The sequence below is a fragment of the Hymenobacter endophyticus genome, from assembly GCF_032464715.1.
In the GTDB taxonomy this organism is placed as follows: domain Bacteria; phylum Bacteroidota; class Bacteroidia; order Cytophagales; family Hymenobacteraceae; genus Hymenobacter; species Hymenobacter endophyticus.
Map to the genome: position 1 here is coordinate 272,241 of NZ_JAWDJT010000001.1, position 19,315 is coordinate 291,555.

Consider the following 19,315-nt stretch of genomic DNA (forward strand, 5'->3'; position numbering starts at 1 on the left):
ACGTAGCCGCTTCATAGCATCATTCTTAATTTTTAATTCTTGATTTTTAATTGATTCTCTACGTGCTGGGTTAGCCCCACGAAATCGGCTACGCTGAGTTGCTCGGCGCGCTTGTCGAAGATGGGGTCGGTGGTGGCTTCAGCGGGCATGCCAAGAGGCTTGAGGGCGTTGCGCAGGGTTTTGCGGCGGGTGGAAAAGGCCTGCTTCACCACTTTGAAGAACAGCTTTTCGTCGCAGGCCAGCTGCTCGGTTTTGTTGCGGGTAAGGCGGATAACGGCCGACTGCACCTTGGGCGGGGGGCTGAACACGTGCGGGGGCACCGTAAACAGGTAGTCGATGTCGTAGAACGCCTGCAGCAGTACGCTCAGGATGCCGTAGGTTTTGGAGCCCGGGCCTTCTGCCAGGCGGTCGGCCACTTCCTTCTGAATCATGCCCACGCACTCGCGCACCTGCTGGCGGTGGGCCAGCACCTGGAAGTAAATCTGGGAGCTGATGTTGTAAGGGAAGTTGCCGATGATGGTCAGCGGCTGGCCGTCGTAGAGCTTGGCCAGGTCCATTTTCAGGAAATCCTGGGAGTAAATCCGGTCTTCCAGCGCCGGGTAGTGCTTGCCCAGGTACTCCACCGATTCCCGGTCAATTTCCACCACCGACGTGCGGTACTCGGGGTGCTGGAGCAGGGTTTGGGTGAGCACGCCCATGCCGGGGCCAATTTCCAGCACTTCCTTCACCCCATCGGGTAGGCGCAGGGCTTCCACAATGTTGCGGGCAATGTTGGGGTCGTTGAGGAAGTGCTGCCCGAGGTGCTTTTTGGCTTTAACGGAATCCATGCTGTGCGCTGAAATGAGTGCGGGGAAGGAAGCGGGGGTTCTGCGTGAACCCCGGCCGGAAGCAAGTCCGAAGCGTATCCGTCAGAACTACGTCTAACTTCTGGCTTCTCTGTACTCACTTCTATAAATCGGCTACCTTCACGGCCAAAGATACGCCAGTCCCGGCCGTTTCTTCCGGCCCTAGGTCGGAAAGCGGCCCTGGCTTCCTCCTTATCTGCTTCCACTCATGCCCCTAGCCCTCGCCTACTCCGCCGATTTTCCCGCCATTGCCGACACGGTGTTCATTCTGCCGGCCGGCACCCGGGAGCTGCCCGTAACCGCCGCCGCCGACCTGCCCGAGCCCGCCCGCCAGTACGTGGCCGCCCGCCTCCAGGCCGACGACAAGCTCATCAGCGTGAACCAGTACACCCACCACCACTACTATGTGGTGGCCGAGGACAACAAAACCGCCGACCTCAGCACCGAAGCCCTGCGCAAAGCCGGCCACAAGCTGCACGCCCAGCTCAAGGCCGATGAGGTGGCGGAGCTCTACATCTGCAACCTGACTGCCACTGGCGGAGCCCTCGCCCTGGCCGAAGGCCTAGCTCTCACAGCCTACCAGTTCGAAGGCTATAAAACCGACGAGAAATCGAAGAAGCCCGCCGTGCTTCAGCAGCTCACTTTAGTCGGCCCCGACCTCTCCGCCGAGCAGGTGCAGGAGCTGGATGGCGTGCTGCAGGGCGTGTACCTGGCCCGCGACCTGGTAAACATGCCCTACTCCCACCTCAACGCCACCCAGTTGGCCCAGCAGTTCGAAGAGGCCGGCGAGGCAGCCGGTTTCCACGTGGAAGTGCTGGATCTGGTGCGCATTGAGGCCCTGCGCATGGGCGGTCTGCTAGCCGTGAACCAGGGCAGCCCCGAGCCGCCCACCTTCACCATTATGGAATACAAGCCCGCCGGGGCCACCAACGCCCGGCCCATCGTGCTGGTAGGTAAGGGCGTCGTGTACGATACCGGCGGACTCAGCCTCAAGCCCACGCCCAACAGCATGGACCTGATGAAGTGCGACATGGCCGGCTCGGCCGTGGTAGTGGGCGTCCTGACGGCCTTGGCCAAGAACAACGTACCCCTGCACGTCATCGGCCTGGTGCCCGCCACCGATAACCGCCCCGGCGGCCCTGCCCTGGCCCCCGGCGACGTCATCACCATGTACAGCGGCCTCACGGTGGAGGTGATGAACACCGACGCCGAAGGCCGCCTCATCCTGGCCGATGCCCTGGCCTTCGCCAAGAAATACGAGCCCCAGCTGGTACTCGACTACGCCACCCTCACCGGCTCGGCCGTGCGCGCCATCGGCATCGAGGGCACCGTGTACATGGGCACCGCCGACGAGGATACCATGCTGGCCCTTAAAAAAGCCGGCAACGCCACCCACGAGCGGCTGGTAGAATTCCCCCTTTGGGATGAGTACGCCGACCACATCAAGAGCCCCATTGCCGATATCAGCAACCTGGGCAAAGCCGAAGCCGGCGCCATTTCGGCTGGCAAGTTCCTGGAGCGCTTCACCGAGGGCTACCCCTGGGTGCACTTCGATATTGCCGGCCCCGCCTTCCTCACCGCCCCCGACTCCTACCGCGGCAAAGGCGGCACCGGCACCGCCATCCGCTCCACGTATGCGTTTTTGAAGGGATTAGTAGGATAACGTACGTAGGAACGTCATTCCGAGCGAAGTCGAGGAATCTCGCGTGCTGACGTTGCAATGGTAACTCTGACATCAGCACGCGAGATTCCTCGACTTCGCTCGGAATGACGACCTGCCACACCCTTCATCACATTACTTCCTCACCTCATTACTTCCAGAATGCTTCCACGCATCGGTATTTCCGTCGGCGACCTGGCCGGCATTGGTCCGGAAATCATCTATAAAACCTTCCTCGATAAGCGCCTGCTCAAGTTCTGCACGCCGGTGGTGTACGGCACCGCCGCCGTGCTCTTCGACGACTTCCCCCAGGACGCCGACCACGAGCCGCTCACCTTCCGCCAAGTGCGCGAGGCGGCCGATATTGCCCCTGGCAAGCACAACGCCGTAACTTGCTGGGAAGAGGACTACCACCTCACGCCCGGCCAGCCCAGCCAGGCCAGCGGCACCGCCGCCCGCCTAAGCCTGCAAGCCGCCGCCCGCGACCTGAAAGCCGGCCTGCTCGACGCGCTGGTAACGGCGCCCATCAGCAAGGAAAACACTCAGGCCGACGACTTCCGCTTCCCCGGCCACACCGAGTTCCTGACCAGCTTCTTCGAGGCTAAGGAAAGCCTGATGCTGCTCACCGACGAGGCCGCCGGCCTGCGCGTGGCCACCGTTACGGGCCATATTCCGCTCAAGGACGTGGCCGCCCGCCTCACCAAGGAGCTGCTGACCACCAAGCTGCGCATCCTGCTGAACTCGCTCAAAAACGACTTCGGCATTGCCAAGCCCCGCGTAGCTGTGCTGGGCCTCAACCCCCACGCCGGCGAAAATGGCCTGCTGGGCACCGAGGAAGCCGCCGTAGTAACGCCCGTACTCCAACAGTTGCAGGCCGAAGGCCACCTAGCCTACGGTCCCTTCCCGGCCGATGGCTATTTTGGTACCGGCCAGTTCCGGCAGTTCGATGCCACCCTCTCGCTCTACCACGACCAGGGCCTGATTCCGTTTAAAACCCTGGCCTTCGAGCGGGGCGTGAACTTCACGGCCGGTTTATCGGTGGTTCGCACCTCCCCCGACCATGGCACGGCCTACGGCTTGGCCGGTAAGTTCCAGGCTGATGCCACCTCCTTCCGCGAAGCACTGTATCTGGCCTGCGAGCTGGTGCGCTACCGCAAGGGCGAAGCCGAAATCAAGCCCATCACGCCCGGCCCGCCCCTCCGCAGCGCCCGCCACGACTAATCGATTCAGCTTGCCGATTGTAGCACTGCACTAAACATGCGTGTTCTAAGCAACGCTTTGGGGGGCGCATATTTATCTACTAAAACGAAATAATCTTTTCAAAATCGAAATTTACTTTGCGGTTTTAAAATCCTGCCATACATTTGCAGCAGTAATGAGCGGAGCCTCTACGGTTCCGCTTTGCTTTTACCCCGCTTCCATGACCCTGACTTCGCCCACCGACTACCGTACTGCCCTGCGCCGCCTGGATGCGCTGGTAGCCGCGGGCGTGGAGGGCAATGCAGCCCTGGAAGCGGAATTTCGGGAGCTGATTACTGCTCTGGACGCCTACGAAAGTAAACTGGGGCTGCTGCCGATTCCCAATCTACCGACCTCCCTGGCCGAAATGATTGAGTTGAAGCGCCAGCAGATGCGTCTAAAACAAAAGGAGTTAGCCGAACTTTTGGAAGTACCGGCGGGTCGACTTTCCCAGATTTTGAGTGGCAAGCGGCGCGTGACGCTGGACCTGGCCAAACGACTGTATGAGCGGTTGGGTATTCCGTCGGATTTTATCCTCAAGAACGCCTAACTCAACTCAATCACCGCTTTTACGAAACGGGCAAAACTTACTACTTTTGCCCCTTGCTAAAAAATCACCGTGAAGAAGGATTCGCCATACGACATCAATATTGCCCGGCTGGCCGATAAAACGCACCATTTCGCGTTTGATCTGGACCGCTCCTTTTTCGAGCAGTTCGACCAGGAGCTGATTCCGGACGGTAACGTGCACGCCGACGTGACGCTGACTAAAACCGAGCGTCTCATCACGGTTGACTTTGACCTGCAGGGTACCGTGCGCCAGACCTGCGACCGGAGCCTGGATGAGTACGACCAGGAAATTGACGCCCAAGAGCAGCTGCTGGTGCGCTTCGGCGACCAAAATCAGGAACTGGACGATAACGTGCTGCAAATCACGCCCGACACCCAGAACCTGCCCCTGGCCCAGCACCTGTTCGACTACATCGGGCTGGCGCTACCCATGAAGAAGTTGCACCCCCGCTTCCAAAACGAACCCGACGAAAATCCCGACGCCGACGCCAAACTCATCTTCACCACCCGCCAGGAAGGTGACGATAACTCGGACGACGATGATACAGACCCGCGCTGGAATGCGCTTAAAAACCTGAATTAGGCTGAATCAGCTTAATTCTTTTCTCTTAATTTTTCATTTTTTAATTCTTTTCAGAAATGGCACATCCTAAGCGCCGGACCTCCTCCGCTACCCGTGACAAGCGTCGTAGCCACTACAAACTGACCCCTAAAGCTGTTACCGTGTGCTCGAACACCGGCGAGCTGCACCTGCGTCATAAAGCCTACGTAGTTGACGGCGACCTGTACCTGAACGGTAAAGTAGCCATCAAAGACTACGCTCCCGTAGCCGCCCCGGCCACTACCGACAACGACGAAGAATAGTCGCACGTTAGCCGCATATTGCCTCGCGGCTCGCAACGCACACTACCGCCCGGTTTTTTCGCAGTGCCGCACAACGGCCGTGAAAAACCGGGCGGCTTGCGGCGGCCCGAGGTTTCTCTCCCGGACCTCTTTGATTCTCCTTTCATGAAGATAGCCCTGGACGCCATGGGGGGCGATTTTGCTCCGCAGGCCGCCGTCGATGGGGCCGTGCTGGCCGCGCAAGCGTTGGCCGGTAAGGCCCAGATAGTGCTCATTGGCCAGGAAGATGCCGTGCGCCCGCTGCTGGAGCAGCATGGTGCGGCCGCCGCCGACCTCACGCTGGTTCCCGCCTCCCAGATTATTGAGATGGGCGAGCATCCGGCTAAAGCGTATCAGCAAAAACAGGACTCTAGTATCGCCGTAGGGTACAAAATGCTGGCTACCGGTGAGGTAGAGGCGTTCTGCTCGGCCGGTAATACCGGAGCTATGCTGGTAGGTGCCATGTTCAGCGTGAAAGCCGTACCTGGCGTACTGCGTCCGGCCATTGCCAACTTCGTTCCGAAGCTGGACGGGGGCGTGGGTATTATGCTGGACGTAGGTGCCAACGCAGAGTGCAAGCCCGAAATGCTGGAGCAGTTTGGCGAGTTAGGCTCTTTGTACGCGCAGTACGTGCTGGGCATCGATAAGCCGAAAGTAGGCCTCATGAACCTGGGCGAGGAAGAAGGTAAGGGAACTGCCATTACCCAGGCCGCGCACCAGTTGCTGAAGGTGAACCCTCATATTCACTTCATCGGCAATATTGAAGGCCGCGACCTGTTCAATGCCAAAGCCGACGTGATTGTGTGCGACGGTTTTACGGGCAATGTGGTCCTAAAAATGGCGGAGTCGGTGTACGATGTCATTGCCGAGAAGAATATTCACGACCCCTTCCTGGATCAGTTCAACTATGAAGCCGTGGGCGGTTCTCCCATCCTGGGCATCAACGACAACGCCATCATCGGCCACGGCGTGAGCACGCCCACTGCCATCTGTAACATGCTGCTGCAAGGCTACCAAATGGCCAGCTCCGGCATTGCCGACCAGATAAAAAATACCTTCAAGTCCTAAAGAGCGACTGTAAGTCCGGCCGCCGCGCCGGACTTTTCCTTTGCCGCATCTGCTGTTTCCCAATTCGCTGATGAAGATTACCGCTGCCATTACCGGAGTGGGCGCCTACGTGCCCGACTACGTGCTGACCAACCAAGAGCTCGAAACCCTGGTAGATACCACCGACGAGTGGATTATGAGCCGAACCGGCATCAAGGAGCGGCATATCCTCAAGGGCGAGAATCAGGGCACCTCGGTAATGGGTATTCAAGCGGTGCAGCGGCTGCTGGCCAAAACCGGTAACAAAGCCGAGGACATCGACCTGCTCATCTGCGCCACCACAACCCCCGATTTGGTATTTCCGGCTACCGCCAACATCATTTCGGCGGCCGTGGGCGCTACTAAAGCTTTCAGCTTTGATATGCAGGCGGCCTGCTCGGGCTTTATGTACGCGCTGGCCACCGGCTCCCAGTTTATTGCTACCGGCACCTATAAAAAGGTGATTGTGGTGGGGGCCGATAAAATGTCGAGCATCATTGACTACACGGACCGCTCCACCTGCATTATCTTCGGGGATGGGGCCGGGGCCGTACTGCTGGAGCCGAATACCGAGGGCTTTGGCCTGCTTGACCAGGAGCTGCACTCCGATGGCAACGGGGAGCAGTACCTGCACCAGAAAGCGGGCGGTTCGCGCCGTCCGCCGTCGGCTGAAACCGTGGCTCACCGGGAACATTACGTATACCAAGAGGGCTCGGCGGTATTCAAATTTGCCGTGAAAAATATGGCCGACGTGGCTGCCCAGGTAGCCGAGCGTAATGGTTTGAACGCCGAAACCATTGATTGGCTGGTACCCCACCAGGCCAACAAGCGCATCATTGATGCCACGGCCAACCGCGTGGGTATTGGCCCGGAGAAGGTGATGCTCAACATCCATAAGTACGGCAATACCACCAACGGCACCATCCCGCTCTGCCTCTCCGACTACGAGCAGCAGCTCCGCAAAGGCGACAACCTGATTATTGCGGCCTTTGGGGGTGGCTTTACCTGGGGCTCCCTCTACCTGAAATGGGCCTACGACCCCAAACCCGACCCCTCGGCGGCATAAGCTGAAGCGGCGCGAAAACGGAAAACCTCCTATACTTGCACTCCCGACGTGCCGCCCCGCCAGTTTTCCGGGACGGCACGTTGCGTTTCCACCCTAGTTACTCATCTTCTGCTTGTTGAAGCCCCCGGCTCCCTTACCGGGTTTCCGCAGCTACTTTCTCTCAATTCCCTCCCTCCATGGCCACCACTGCAGATTTCCGCAACGGGCTCGTTCTGAATTACAACGGCGAGTTGCACGTTATTACCGAATTTCAACACGTGAAACCCGGCAAAGGCCCGGCTTTCGTGCGTACCAAGCTGCGCAACATCAAAACCGGCCGCGTTATTGACAACACCTTTAACGCCGGGGTGAAAGTGGAAACCGCCCGCGTGGAGCAGCGCCCCCACCAGTACCTGTACAAGGACGACTACGGCTATACCTTCATGGATAACGAGTCGTTTGAGCAGGTGGTACTGCCCGAGGCCATGGTACCTTTCGCCGATATCATGAAGGAAGGTCAGGTGGCTACCATCCTGTTCCATGCCGAAACCGAGCAGCCCCTCACGGCCGAATTGCCCACTACGGTGGAGCTGGTGGTAACCTACACCGAGCCCGGCCTGAAAGGCGACACCGCCACCAACACCCTCAAGCCGGCCATCGTGGAAACGGGCGCCCGCATTCAGGTGCCGCTGTTCATTGATACCGACACCAAAATTCGCATCAAGACCAGCGACTATTCCTATGTCGAAAGAGTCAAATAAGCAGCCCACCAAGCCCTCTCCAGCGCCCATGAAAGCCAAAGAACTGCAAGACCTGATCGACTTCATTGCCAAGTCGGGTCTGAACAAAGTCAACATCGAAACCGAAGAATTCAAGATTTCGGTTCAGCGTGAGCCCAGCACTAAGGTAGTTTCCTCCGGCGTTGCGCTGCAGGCCGCTGCTCCGGCCCCCGTGGCCGCTGCCGCGCCCACAGCTCCTTCAGCTGCGCCGGCCCCGGCAGCGGCCCCCGCCGCGCCAGCCGCCGAAGCCGCCAGTGCCAACCACGTGGCCCTGAAGTCGCCCATGATTGGCACCTTCTACCGCAGCAGCAGCCCCGACTCGCCGGTGTTTGTGCAGGTAGGTGATTTGGTGGAGAAAGGCCAGGTAATCTGCATCATTGAGGCCATGAAGCTGTTCAACGAAATTGAAGCCGAGCAGTCGGGCCGCGTGGTGAAGGCCATGGTCGAAAACGCCTCCCCCGTGGAGTACGACCAGCCGCTGTTCCTGATTGAGCCGATGTAGGCCAATTAAAAATTGAGAATTAAAAATTAAAAATGGACCGTGAAAGAGCCTGCGCCCGGACCCGGTTCCAATTTTTAATTCATCATTTTTAATTTTTAATTGAAGAAACTGTGTTCAAGAAAATACTGATTGCCAACCGGGGCGAAATTGCGCTGCGCGTAATTCGGACCTGCAAGGAAATGGGCATCAAAACGGTAGCCGTGTACTCCACGGCTGACAAGGAGAGCCTGCACGTGCGCTTCGCCGATGAGGCCGTGTGCATTGGCCCGGCCCCGTCGTCGCAGAGCTACCTGAGCATCCCCACGCTGATTGCCGCCGCCGAAATCACCAACGCCGACGCCATTCATCCGGGCTACGGCTTCCTGAGCGAAAACGCCGAATTCTCGCGCGTGTGTCAGGAAAACGGCATCAAATTCATCGGTGCTACGCCCGACATGATCAACCGCATGGGCGACAAGGCATCGGCCAAGGCTACCATGATTGAGGCCGGTGTACCCTGCATTCCGGGGTCGGTGGGCTTGCTGGAATCGGTGGAGCAAGGCAAGAAAATTGCCGCCGAAATCAAGTACCCGGTTATTCTGAAGGCTACGGCCGGCGGTGGTGGACGCGGCATGCGCATCATCAACGCCGAGGACGAGTTTGAGAAAGCCTGGAACGATGCCCGCACCGAGTCGAAAGCCGCTTTTGGCAACGACGGTATGTACCTGGAGAAATTTGTGGTGGAGCCCCGCCACATCGAAATTCAAGTGTGCGGCGACCAGTTCGGCCACGTGTGCCACCTTTCGGAGCGGGACTGTTCCATCCAGCGCCGCCACCAGAAGCTGGTGGAGGAAGCGCCTTCGCCGTTTATGACGGAGGAGCTGCGCGAGCGAATGGGCGCGGCGGCCATTGCCGGCGCCTCGGCTATCGGCTACGAGGGTGTGGGCACCATCGAGTTTCTCGTGGACAAAGACCGGAACTTCTACTTCATGGAGATGAACACCCGCATTCAGGTGGAGCACCCCGTGACGGAAGAAGTTATCAATTACGACCTGATTAAGGAACAGATCAAGGTAGCGGCTGGCATTCCAATTTCGGGCAATAACTACTCGCCCAAGATGCACGCCATGGAGTGCCGCATCAATGCCGAGGACCCCTCCAAGGAGTTCCGCCCCTCGCCGGGCAAGATTACGGTGCTGCACATTCCGGGTGGCCACGGGGTACGCGTGGATACGCACGTGTACGCGGGCTACCAGATTCCGCCCAATTACGACTCCATGATTGCCAAGCTCATCACCGTGGCCCAGACCCGGGAGGAGTGCATCGTGAAAATGAAGCGTGCCCTGAGCGAGTTCGTAGTGGAAGGCGTGAAAACGACCATCCCTTTCCATCTCAAACTGATGGACAACGCGCAGTTTAAAGCCGGCGACTTCACCACGAAATTTCTGGAATCGAGCTTCGATTTCTCGGAACTGTAAGGCATCCTACTTGCTGCTTTCCACAACAGGTCTGACTCGTATGGGTCAGGCCTGTTTGCGTTTACGCCAAAATCTTACACGCAAGCGGTTTATCAATTAGGCACCATAAGTAGCAAATAGAACATTATTTATACACAAACAGTTTGAAATTGCACTGAAACGGTTAATCAAGCATCAATAACATTGCTAAAAACGGCCTATTTTGGGTTAGTAACCACTCACTAAATCTGGCCCATGTACCTACCTGAAATTGCATAATCCCGTCTCAGCCACCCTATACTTGCACTGTTCTTTCTTACCAACCAAAACACCCACTTTTATGAAAGCAAATCTGACCGTAGCCCTCTCAGGGCTGCTGGCAGTTGGCTCCCTGTTGTCTTCGTGCAGCAAAGAGGAACTGCAGCCCACAACCACGGCCGTACCCCACGCCACTTCCTCCGGCCAGAACGCCGTGGTGACCAATGGCGTCATGATGCAGGCCTTTTACTGGGATGTGCCGATCAGCAACGCCCAGGGTACCTGGTGGCAGGTGCTGGGCTCCCGGGCCGCCGAGTTGAAGGCCGCTGGTATTACAGCCCTGTGGCTCCCCCCGGCCTACAAAGGCGGCAGCCAGAGCGACGTGGGCTACGGCGTGTATGACCGCTACGACTTGGGCGAGTTCAACCAGAAAGGCACCGTGGCCACGCGCTACGGCACTATCGGGCAGTTGCAGACTGCCATTGGGGCCATGAAGGGCCAGGGCCTGCAGGTGTATGAGGACATGGTGATGAACCACATGACCTGGGCCGATGCGCAGGAAAACGTGAACGGCAACCTGGTGTACACCAAGTTCAACTTCCCCGGCCGCGGCAACACGTACAGCAGCTACAAGTGGGGCTTTAACAACTTCACCGGCACGCAGCAGGCCCCCAACAACGGCTGGTACCAGTGGAAAAGCTGGGACTTCCAACCCTACGCCAACAACGACGCCTACGACAATCTGCTGGGCTCGGAAATCCAGTACAATAACAACGCCTCCAACCAGACCGAAACCATCAACTGGGGCAACTGGATTACCACCAAGATGAGCCTCGACGGCTACCGCCTCGATGCGACCAAGCACATTTACACGCCCTACGTGAACCAGTGGCTGGACGCGGTGAAAACCAACGGCCGCTTTGCCGTATCGGAGGCCTGGTTCCGCAACCTGCAGGACCTGAAGAACTATGCCGCCGCCACCGGGGGCCGCACCAGCCTCTTCGACGTGCCGCTGCACTACACCTTCCAGGACATGAGCAATGGCAACGGCAGCTGGGATATGCGCGGCCTGCAGTTCGCCGGCTTCACCGAGTCGAACCCCACGCTGTCGGTGAGCTTCGTGGATAACCACGACACCGACCACCCTGGTGCCCTGTACTCGCCCGTTACCAACCTCAAGCTGCTGGCCTACGCCTACATCCTGACCCGCGCCAACGGCTACCCCTGCGTATTCTACAAAGACTACTATAACTACGGCCTCGGCAACCAGATCAAAACCCTAAACAGTATCCGCCAGGCCAACGCGTACGGGGCCGCCGCCGAGTACACCAGCGTAAATGACGCCGACGTGTACGCCTACTCCCGCGCCGGCGACTCCTCCCACCCCGGCCTGCTGATGCTGCTGAATGACGGCGGCTCGGCCCGCTCCAAAACCATCACCACGCCCTTCAAGAGTGCCACGCTGACCGACAAAACCGGCAATACCAGCGGCACGGTAACCACCGACGCCAATGGCACCGGCGTATTCCCGGTGAACAGCCGCAGCTACGCCGTGTGGGTGCCCAGTACAACGGGCGGCACCACCCCTCCCCCCACCGCCGGCACCACGGCCGTCTCTTTTAATGTAACGTACAGCGGCACGGTATCGGGCCAGGATGTGTACGTGCTGGGCAACACCGCTCAGCTGGGGGCCTGGAACACGGCCAACGCCATCAAGCTCAGCGGCGCCACCTACCCCGTGTGGAAAGGCACCATCAACCTGACCAGCGGCACCAGCGTGCAGTACAAGTACATCCGTAAGGATGCGGCCGGCAACGTGCTTTACGAAGGCGGCTCCAACCGCACCTTCACCCCCAGCGGCACCAGCCAGACCCGCACCGAAACCTGGCAGTAGGCAACTGTATCTGACTTACTATCCCGAAAAAAGGGTCGGCCACTTGGCCGACCCTTTTTTATGGTTCATCTATGGCGAAGCAGCCCTTAACAAAAAGCTTATTTCCCCGCTTCCCCGCCCTGCTCAATTTCCGTTACCAGCTCGCCATACCACGCCTCGCCGTACTTGCGGATGAGGGGATCTTTGAGGAACTGGTAGATGCGCACGCCCAGGCTGGCCCCGAAGGAGCAGGCGGGCGAGCAGATGGTCCACCGGTCGTAGTTCAGGGCCTCGAAGCCGTCGTACTTGGTGATGCGGATGGGGTACAGATGGCAGCTGATGGGCTTTTTGAACGAAGTGGCCCCGGCCAGGTAGGCCTGCTCGATGCCGCACTTGAGGATGCCCCGCTCATCGTAGAGGGCGTAGGCGCACTCCCGGTCGTTGATAGTGGTGGTGCTGTAGTCGCCTTCCCAATCTTTGATGTAAAGGCCCTGCTGCTCGATGGCCTGGCGGCCGGCTTCGGTAAGGAAGGGCTTGATGGCCTCGTACTCGTTCTGCAGAATCTGCAGCTCTTCGTCCTCCAGCGGAGCGCCCAGGTCGCCTTCCACGCAGCAGGCGCCCTTGCAGGCTTCGAGGTTACAAACGAAGAAATTCTCCCGAATATCGTCGGAAATGATGGTGTGCTGGATCTGAATCATGGGGTTGTCGCGCAGTGTTTCGCAGTGGGAGGTGCAGTGGTTCGCGGTGGTCGTTCACTGCGAACCACTGCGCCTCCCACTGCGAAACACTGCGTGAAATCTGGCCGCAAAGATACCGAATTACCCCGCCACGGCCCGCAGCACTTGTTCCGTTAGCTCACATTGCCGGGTGTGGGCGTAGGTGGCCAGGGCCTCCGCCTGCCCCGCCGCGCCCAGCCGCCCAGCCAGACCGGGCTCCGTCAGCAGCCGTTCGATGCAGGCGGCAAAGGATTCCGGGTTGTGCAGCTCAAACAGCAGGCCGGTGCGGTTGTCATCGAGCAGTTCCCGGGTGCCGCCGGCCGCCGCGCCCACTACTGGCCGGCCGGCTGCCAGGGCCTCAATGGTCACCATGCCGTAGGTTTCGTTGACGGAGGCCGTTACGGACACGTCGAGGGCGCGGTAGGCCACTTCGGGTTGGGGCGTGAAGCCGCGCAGGTGCACCACATCGGTGAGGTTCAGTTCCCGGATGCGGGTCAGCAGCGCATCGTAATAGGCACTGCCCTCATTGCGGGTAGGCTCCCCGACCAGCAGCAAGTGCAGTTGCGGAAACTGGGGCCGCAGCTGGGCCAAGGCTTCTACCACAAAATCCTGGCCCTTGCCCTCATCAAACCGCCCAATAACGCCCAGCAACACGGCTCCGGCGGGTAGCTCCAGCTGGAGTTGGTGGCGGGCTTCAGCGGTGGTCAGGTGCGCATCCGTGAACTTGTTCAGCTCCACGCCCAGCGGCACTACGTGCAGCTTTTCGGGGGCCAACCGGGTTTTCTCCAGCACCTGCCGGGCCAGGCCGGGCAAGGGCGAAAGCCAGGCGGCCAGGGCGTTGTAGCGCAGCGTGTGCACCAGCCCACGCTTGGCCAAGCCCAGCTGCATGTGCTGCTGGTACATCAGCGGCATGCCGGGGCTGAACAGCCGCTTAGCCAGCACGGCCACGCCCAGATCGGCGTTGCGGGTGATGAGTACGGCCCGGGTGCCGAACTGCTGCCAGTGCCGGGCCAGCCGGCGGGCGGCGGGCACGTCCAGGGCTTTCCAGCGGTTCTCGAAGGGCACCACCGGCAGGCCCAGCTCGGCGGCACGAGCGGCCAGCGGGGAGCCGGCGCGGGTAATAACCTGCACGGGCCAGCCCCGCTGCTGCATCCAGCCGGCAAACCGGGCCGTGTTCAGCTCAAGCCCGCCCCAGCTATCCGAAAGGCACAAAATGGACAGCGGAAACACAGCGGCGGGTGGGGAAGCAGGGTTCATGGTGCGAAGATACGGGCGGCCCTCTTACCCGTGCTGCAGCGTGTTAAGGGCTGCAAACACTATAAATACACTGATACAAACTACATGAGCAAATAAGCTGCCCATGGCTTGCAACTGACGACGGCGGCTGAATAAGAGGATGCCCAAGGTAAGGAAAGTCAGCAGGAGCCCTACAGCCAACACCGCCGCGCCCACCAGTAGCGGGATGCCTGGGTTGCACATACCCGCAAGCGGCATGCGCTGGGCCAGTACGCAGGTCGTGCCTAAGCCTAGCGCATAATACGCGGTGGTGGCAACGAATCCGCGGATTATGGGGTTGTTCTAGGATACTTCATCAGCTTGCATCAGGCGTGGATCAGGTGAATGAGTTCATCAACATAACTCCGCCATCTGACATTTCCTTCCCCCACCCCAAAGCCCTACCTTTGCTAACAAGCCAACAAGCTTAGTTTCCGATTCTGACTGACTGCATGGGACTCGATTATAATTCGCTTTTGAACCCCTCGCAGGCGGCGGCCGTGCTCCACACGGAAGGCCCCTGCATGATTATAGCCGGCGCGGGCTCGGGCAAAACCCGGGTACTGACGTACCGCATTGCCAACTTGCTGGAAAAGCAGGTCAACCCGTTCAATATCCTGGCTCTTACCTTCACCAACAAGGCCGCCAAGGAGATGCGCGCCCGAATTGAGAAGGTGGTTGGCCCGGAGGCCAAAAACCTCTGGATGGGCACGTTTCACAGCATTTTCGCCCGGATTTTGCGCTCCGAGGCCGATAAAATCGGCTACCCCCGTTCCTTCACCATCTACGACACCCAGGATTCCAAAACCCTCATCGGGCAGATTCTCAAGGAGCTGGAGCTGGATGACAAGCTCTACAAGCCCAACATGGTGCTGGGACGCATTTCCTCGGCCAAGAACAAGCTGATTTCGGTGCAGCAGTACCTTCACGACCCGGTTATCCGCCAGGACGATGAGGCGGCGCTGCGGCCCAAGCTGGGCGTGATTTACCAGCAGTACGCCAACCGCTGCTTCAAGGCCGGGGCTATGGACTTCGACGACCTCCTGTACCAGACCAACGTGCTGTTCAAGGACCACCCCGACGTACTGAACAAGTACCAGAATATGTTCCGCTACGTGATGGTGGACGAGTACCAGGACACCAACTACTCCCAGTACCTGATTGCGCGTAAGCTGGCCGCTAAGGAGCGTAACATTTGCGTGGTGGGCGACGACGCGCAGAGCATCTACGCCTTCCGGGGCGCCGATATTCAGAACATTCTCAACTTCGAGAAGGATTACCCCGAGCTGCAGGTATTTAAGCTGGAGCAGAACTACCGCTCCACCAAAAACATTGTGTGGGCGGCTAACTCCGTCATCAAAAACAACCAGGCCCAGCTGCGCAAGGACGTTTTCTCCGACAATGAGGAAGGCCCCCTGATTGAGGTGCTAAAAGCCGCTTCTGACAACGAGGAGGGCAAGCTGGTAGCCAACAGCATCTACGAGGACAAGATGAACCAGCATCTGTCCTACGATGACTTTGCCATCCTCTACCGCACCAACGCCCAGAGCCGGGCCATGGAGGAATCCTTGCGCAAGCTCAATATCAAGTACAAGATTGTCGGCGGCCTGAGCTTCTACCAGCGCAAGGAAATCAAGGATTTGGTGGCCTACCTGCGCCTCACGGTAAACCCCAACGATGAGCAGGCGCTGCGCCGCGTCATCAACTACCCCAAGCGCGGCATCGGCGACACCACGCTGGGCAAGCTCATTTCCTCGGCGGAGGAAACCAACCACACCATCTGGGAGGTGGTCAGCAACGCCGATAAGTTTCTGCCCACCCGCACGGCCAACCCCATCGTCGACTTCGCCGAGAAGATCAAGGCCTACACCGCCGTGGCGGCCAAGGACGATGCCTTTGAGGCGGCCAAGTTCATTGCCAAGAACTCGGGCATGATTGAGGAGCTTTACGCTGATAAAAGCATTGAGGGCCTCTCCCGCTACGAGAACATCCAAGAGCTGCTCAACGGCATCAAGGCCTTCGTGGAAGACCCCGAGCGGGATGAAAAGAGCCTGGGTGCCTTTTTGCAGGACATTGCCCTGGTGACGGATGCCGATACCAAGGACGCCCAGGCCGAGGGCGAGCAGGTGACGATGATGACGATTCACTCGGCCAAGGGCCTGGAGTTCCGTAACGTCTACATTGTGGGCATGGAGGAAAACCTGTTTCCGAGCCAGATGATGATTACCTCCCGGGCCGATTTGGAGGAGGAGCGCCGCCTGTTTTACGTGGCCATCACCCGGGCCGAGAAGAAGCTGACCCTGAGCTACGCCACCTCCCGCTACCAGTGGGGCAACCTGCGCAGCTGCGAGAAAAGCCGCTTCCTGGATGAAATTGACCCGAAATTTGTAGACTTTAAGTACTCGGCCGGCCCCGGGCCCGACCGCGCCGGACCGGGCGAGTCGCCGTTTGGGCACGTGTTTGAGCGCCGCAGCAACCTGGTGCCCCCGGCCCCGCGCAAAACGGCCGCCACCAAGTACGTAGCCCCCTCCGACTTCAAACCCTCCGACACCAGCAACCTGCGGGAAGGCCAGCGGGTGGAGCATCCCAAGTTCGGGTTTGGCACCGTGAGCAAGCTCGAAACCGTGCAGGGCTCCACCAAGGCCGTTATCCTGTTTGAGGAAGTGGGTGAGAAAACCCTGCTCCTGAGTTTTGCCAAACTGCGTGTGCATTAAGCCGTACAGGAAACCGGAGCGCCTCGCTTCCTCCGGCTTTTCCCGTACTTTTAGAAGAGCCGTTGCCGTGCGTGCAGCGCCCTATTTTCTTTTCCGAACCTTGCCCGGCTGGGTCTTGTCCAACACAAGATGCCAACAGGGCAAGGTTTGGCGTATATTTGACCCTCCGAATACCATTCCTGATGACCTTACCCTCTCTTCATAAACACGAGCTGCTCCAGCGCGAATACGGGCAGAGCACCTTCCAGCTGGTGCAGCAGCTGCGCGAGGTGGAAGACCGCGCCGAGCGCACCCGCCGCGCCCAGCTGATTGTGCAGATGATTTTCCGTATTCAGCCCAGTCTGCGCGACCAGCCCGATGGCCAGCAAAAAGTGTGGAACCACCTCTACGAAATGGCCGATGGCGAGCTGGATGTGGACGCGCCGTTTGAACTGGTAGCCCAGGCCAACATGAAGGCCCCCGCCCGCGTAGCCTACCCCAGCAAAGGCCCTAAATTCCGGGCTTACGGCCGAGCCGTGGAGCAGTTGGTGGAGCAGGCCCTCACCCTGGAAGACCCCTCGGAGCGGGAGCAGGCCACCATTGTTATTGGGCGCACCATGAAGTTTCTGTACCGCTCCCATAACAAGGAAAACGCCAAAGACGTCACCATCCTCAAGCACTTGAAGGAACTCTCGGGGGGGCAGCTCACGCTGGACCCTACCCAGGTAGACGCCCAGGGCTTGTTCGAGTTTTCAACCCAGCCGGCCACCAACACCGGCAGCCGGACCGCCGCCTTCATCGTGCCCCAGCCCCGACAGGAGCGCGAAAGCCGCTCGGACCGGGGCGGCTCCGAGCGCCGGGGCAACAATAACCGCCGCGACAAACAGCGCCGGGGCGGTAAGAAAAACCGCCAGGAGCCCCAGCAACCGCCTCAGTAGTGGTTATGGGCCGCTAGCTGCTGGCTGCAAGCTGTTGGCTTTCTGCTCCAGACAGTCAGGAATTCAGTGCTCTTGACTTTTTTCCTTTAGAACCTAAAAGCTAATAGCTAACAGCCATTAGCTAACAGCTACTCAACAAATGGCCTCTTTTGAAGTGATTGGCGGCAAGCCGCTGAAAGGTGAAATTGTACCTCAGGGCGCGAAGAACGAAGCGCTGCAGATTCTGTGCGCGGTTCTACTGACCGAGGAACCCGTTACAATTTCTAATATCCCGGACATTCGCGACGTGAACAAGCTCATTGAGCTGCTGCGCGACATGGGCGTAAAAGTGGGCAAGCTGGCTTCCGACACCTACCGCTTCCAGGCTGACGCCGTTAATCTGGACTACCTCGATACGCCCGAGTTTATTGCCCAGGCCGGCGCGCTGCGCGGTTCGGTAATGATTCTGGGGCCCATGCTGGCCCGCTTCGGTAAGTGCCAGCTGCCCAAGCCGGGCGGCGACAAAATCGGCCGCCGGCCCATGGATACGCACTTTCTGGGGCTGGAAAAGCTGGGTGGCAAGCTCACGCTGGAAGGCACCGACTTTTACCGCATCAAAGCCGAAAATGGCCTGACGGGTGCTTACATGATGCTGGACGAGGCCTCAGTGACGGGCACGGCCAACATTGTAATGGCCGCCGTGCTGGCTAAGGGCACTACCACCGTTTACAACGCGGCCTGTGAGCCCTACTTGCAACAGCTCTGCAAGATGCTGGTGCGGATGGGCGCGAAAATCAACGGTATCGGCTCCAACCTGCTTACGGTAGAGGGCGTGGAGCGCCTGGGTGGCACCGAGCACCGCATGCTGCCCGACATGATTGAAATCGGCTCATTTATTGGGCTGGCGGCCATGACGGGGTCGGAAATCACCATCAAGGATTGTCAGATTCCGGAGTTAGGCATCATTCCCGATACGTTCCGCAAGCTGGGGATTCAGATGGAGTTCCGGGGCGACGATATTCACATTCCGGCCCAGGAGCACTACGAAATTGCCACCTACCTCGACGGCTCCATCCTCACCATCTCCGACCATACCTGGCCCGGCTTCACGCCCGACCTGCTGAGCATTGTGCTGGTGGTGGCTACGCAGGCCAAGGGTACGGTACTGATTCACCAGAAGATGTTTGAGTCGCGCCTGTTCTTCGTGGATAAGCTCATTGACATGGGCGCGCAGGTGATTCTCTGCGACCCGCACCGCGCCACCGTTATCGGCCTCGACCACCAGAAGCGCCTGCACGGCATCACCATGACCTCGCCCGACATCCGGGCTGGCGTGGCCCTGCTCATTGCGGCCCTCTCGGCCGATGGCCGCAGCGTGATTGAGAACGTGGAGCAAATTGACCGAGGCTACCAGAACATCGATAAGCGCCTGCAAGCCCTGGGGGCCCAACTGCGCCGCTTGTAATACCATTGTGCTATTTGCCCGAACGGCCCGGTTGTCTTGCTGACGACCGGGCCGTTGGTTTTGTGGCCGGGATA

The 19,315-nt window shown here is 59.2% G+C and carries 17 protein-coding genes; 14 read left to right on the forward strand and 3 right to left on the reverse strand.

Annotation, left to right across the window (positions count from 1 at the left end):
• Positions 1 to 32 precede the first annotated feature (32 nt).
• Positions 33 to 827 (reverse strand): 16S rRNA (adenine(1518)-N(6)/adenine(1519)-N(6))-dimethyltransferase RsmA, encoded by a 795-nt coding sequence (gene rsmA, locus ROI90_RS01165; RefSeq protein WP_315996508.1) that lies wholly within the window; start codon positions 825 to 827, stop codon positions 33 to 35.
• A gap of 226 nt (positions 828 to 1,053) precedes the next feature.
• Between rsmA and ROI90_RS01170 the strand changes: the two genes are divergently transcribed.
• From ROI90_RS01170 to ROI90_RS01220, 11 genes are all read left to right on the forward strand, one after another.
• Positions 1,054 to 2,508, forward strand: coding sequence for a leucyl aminopeptidase family protein (locus ROI90_RS01170; protein WP_315996509.1), 1,455 nt, complete (start codon positions 1,054 to 1,056; stop codon positions 2,506 to 2,508).
• A 159-nt stretch (positions 2,509 to 2,667) separates the two neighbouring features.
• A complete protein-coding gene (pdxA, locus tag ROI90_RS01175) occupies positions 2,668 to 3,726 on the forward strand; it encodes a 4-hydroxythreonine-4-phosphate dehydrogenase PdxA (RefSeq protein WP_315996510.1) in 1,059 nt (352 codons plus the stop codon).
• Positions 3,727 to 3,925: 199 nt separating this feature from the next.
• Entirely contained in the window at positions 3,926 to 4,294 is a 369-nt protein-coding gene (locus ROI90_RS01180; RefSeq protein WP_315996511.1) for a helix-turn-helix domain-containing protein, read from the forward strand.
• A 69-nt stretch (positions 4,295 to 4,363) separates the two neighbouring features.
• Positions 4,364 to 4,897 carry a YceD family protein gene (locus tag ROI90_RS01185; RefSeq protein WP_315996512.1) on the forward strand — a complete coding sequence of 178 codons (534 nt, stop codon included), beginning with the start codon at positions 4,364 to 4,366 and terminating at the stop codon, positions 4,895 to 4,897.
• Positions 4,898 to 4,953: 56 nt separating this feature from the next.
• Entirely contained in the window at positions 4,954 to 5,178 is a 225-nt protein-coding gene (gene rpmF, locus ROI90_RS01190; RefSeq protein WP_315996513.1) for a 50S ribosomal protein L32, read from the forward strand.
• Between the two features lie 144 nt (positions 5,179 to 5,322).
• Positions 5,323 to 6,264 (forward strand): phosphate acyltransferase PlsX, encoded by a 942-nt coding sequence (gene plsX, locus ROI90_RS01195; RefSeq protein WP_315996514.1) that lies wholly within the window; start codon positions 5,323 to 5,325, stop codon positions 6,262 to 6,264.
• A gap of 70 nt (positions 6,265 to 6,334) precedes the next feature.
• Entirely contained in the window at positions 6,335 to 7,348 is a 1,014-nt protein-coding gene (locus tag ROI90_RS01200) for a beta-ketoacyl-ACP synthase III (RefSeq protein WP_315996515.1), read from the forward strand.
• Positions 7,349 to 7,524: 176 nt separating this feature from the next.
• A complete protein-coding gene (efp, locus tag ROI90_RS01205) occupies positions 7,525 to 8,088 on the forward strand; it encodes an elongation factor P (RefSeq protein WP_044017917.1) in 564 nt (187 codons plus the stop codon).
• A gap of 28 nt (positions 8,089 to 8,116) precedes the next feature.
• Positions 8,117 to 8,608, forward strand: a complete 492-nt coding sequence (gene accB, locus ROI90_RS01210) for an acetyl-CoA carboxylase biotin carboxyl carrier protein (RefSeq protein ID WP_315996516.1) — start codon at positions 8,117 to 8,119, stop codon at positions 8,606 to 8,608.
• A gap of 110 nt (positions 8,609 to 8,718) precedes the next feature.
• The gene (gene accC / locus ROI90_RS01215; RefSeq protein WP_315996517.1) at positions 8,719 to 10,065 is read left to right on the forward strand and encodes an acetyl-CoA carboxylase biotin carboxylase subunit; all 1,347 of its coding nucleotides are present in this window, start codon (positions 8,719 to 8,721) and stop codon (positions 10,063 to 10,065) included.
• A 319-nt stretch (positions 10,066 to 10,384) separates the two neighbouring features.
• Positions 10,385 to 12,196: an alpha-amylase gene (locus ROI90_RS01220; RefSeq protein ID WP_315996518.1), complete on the forward strand. Its 1,812-nt coding sequence runs from the start codon at positions 10,385 to 10,387 to the stop codon at positions 12,194 to 12,196.
• 98 nt (positions 12,197 to 12,294) lie between these two features.
• Here the strand turns inward: ROI90_RS01220 and ROI90_RS01225 are convergent, their stop codons facing one another.
• Positions 12,295 to 12,873 carry a DUF3109 family protein gene (locus tag ROI90_RS01225; protein ID WP_315996519.1) on the reverse strand — a complete coding sequence of 193 codons (579 nt, stop codon included), beginning with the start codon at positions 12,871 to 12,873 and terminating at the stop codon, positions 12,295 to 12,297.
• A gap of 120 nt (positions 12,874 to 12,993) precedes the next feature.
• Positions 12,994 to 14,148 carry a glycosyltransferase family 4 protein gene (locus ROI90_RS01230; RefSeq protein WP_315996520.1) on the reverse strand — a complete coding sequence of 385 codons (1,155 nt, stop codon included), beginning with the start codon at positions 14,146 to 14,148 and terminating at the stop codon, positions 12,994 to 12,996.
• 470 nt (positions 14,149 to 14,618) lie between these two features.
• On the opposite strand from ROI90_RS01230, the gene ROI90_RS01235 reads away from it, so the two are divergent.
• From ROI90_RS01235 to murA, 3 genes are all read left to right on the forward strand, one after another.
• On the forward strand, positions 14,619 to 16,880 hold the full coding sequence (locus tag ROI90_RS01235; protein WP_315996521.1) for an ATP-dependent helicase: 2,262 nt from the start codon (positions 14,619 to 14,621) through the stop codon (positions 16,878 to 16,880).
• Positions 16,881 to 17,062: 182 nt separating this feature from the next.
• Complete coding sequence (locus tag ROI90_RS01240) at positions 17,063 to 17,797, forward strand: DUF4290 domain-containing protein (RefSeq protein WP_315996522.1); 735 nt, start codon at positions 17,063 to 17,065, stop codon at positions 17,795 to 17,797.
• Positions 17,798 to 17,936: 139 nt separating this feature from the next.
• The gene (gene murA / locus ROI90_RS01245; protein ID WP_315996523.1) at positions 17,937 to 19,241 is read left to right on the forward strand and encodes a UDP-N-acetylglucosamine 1-carboxyvinyltransferase; all 1,305 of its coding nucleotides are present in this window, start codon (positions 17,937 to 17,939) and stop codon (positions 19,239 to 19,241) included.
• Positions 19,242 to 19,315 lie beyond the last annotated feature (74 nt).

What these genes read in the sequence shown, in the direction of transcription:
- rsmA (WP_315996508.1), bottom strand. Translation starts at nt 827, where the DNA reads ATGGATTCCGTTAAAGCCAAAAAGCACCTCGGGCAGCACTTCCTCAAC.
- ROI90_RS01170 (WP_315996509.1), top strand. Translation starts at nt 1,054, where the DNA reads ATGCCCCTAGCCCTCGCCTACTCCGCCGATTTTCCCGCCATTGCCGAC.
- pdxA (WP_315996510.1), top strand. Translation starts at nt 2,668, where the DNA reads ATGCTTCCACGCATCGGTATTTCCGTCGGCGACCTGGCCGGCATTGGT.
- ROI90_RS01180 (WP_315996511.1), top strand. Translation starts at nt 3,926, where the DNA reads ATGACCCTGACTTCGCCCACCGACTACCGTACTGCCCTGCGCCGCCTG.
- rpmF (WP_315996513.1), top strand. Translation starts at nt 4,954, where the DNA reads ATGGCACATCCTAAGCGCCGGACCTCCTCCGCTACCCGTGACAAGCGT.
- plsX (WP_315996514.1), top strand. Translation starts at nt 5,323, where the DNA reads ATGAAGATAGCCCTGGACGCCATGGGGGGCGATTTTGCTCCGCAGGCC.
- ROI90_RS01200 (WP_315996515.1), top strand. Translation starts at nt 6,335, where the DNA reads ATGAAGATTACCGCTGCCATTACCGGAGTGGGCGCCTACGTGCCCGAC.
- efp (WP_044017917.1), top strand. Translation starts at nt 7,525, where the DNA reads ATGGCCACCACTGCAGATTTCCGCAACGGGCTCGTTCTGAATTACAAC.
- accB (WP_315996516.1), top strand. Translation starts at nt 8,117, where the DNA reads ATGAAAGCCAAAGAACTGCAAGACCTGATCGACTTCATTGCCAAGTCG.
- ROI90_RS01220 (WP_315996518.1), top strand. Translation starts at nt 10,385, where the DNA reads ATGAAAGCAAATCTGACCGTAGCCCTCTCAGGGCTGCTGGCAGTTGGC.
- ROI90_RS01225 (WP_315996519.1), bottom strand. Translation starts at nt 12,873, where the DNA reads ATGATTCAGATCCAGCACACCATCATTTCCGACGATATTCGGGAGAAT.
- ROI90_RS01230 (WP_315996520.1), bottom strand. Translation starts at nt 14,148, where the DNA reads ATGAACCCTGCTTCCCCACCCGCCGCTGTGTTTCCGCTGTCCATTTTG.
- ROI90_RS01235 (WP_315996521.1), top strand. Translation starts at nt 14,619, where the DNA reads ATGGGACTCGATTATAATTCGCTTTTGAACCCCTCGCAGGCGGCGGCC.
- ROI90_RS01240 (WP_315996522.1), top strand. Translation starts at nt 17,063, where the DNA reads ATGACCTTACCCTCTCTTCATAAACACGAGCTGCTCCAGCGCGAATAC.
- murA (WP_315996523.1), top strand. Translation starts at nt 17,937, where the DNA reads ATGGCCTCTTTTGAAGTGATTGGCGGCAAGCCGCTGAAAGGTGAAATT.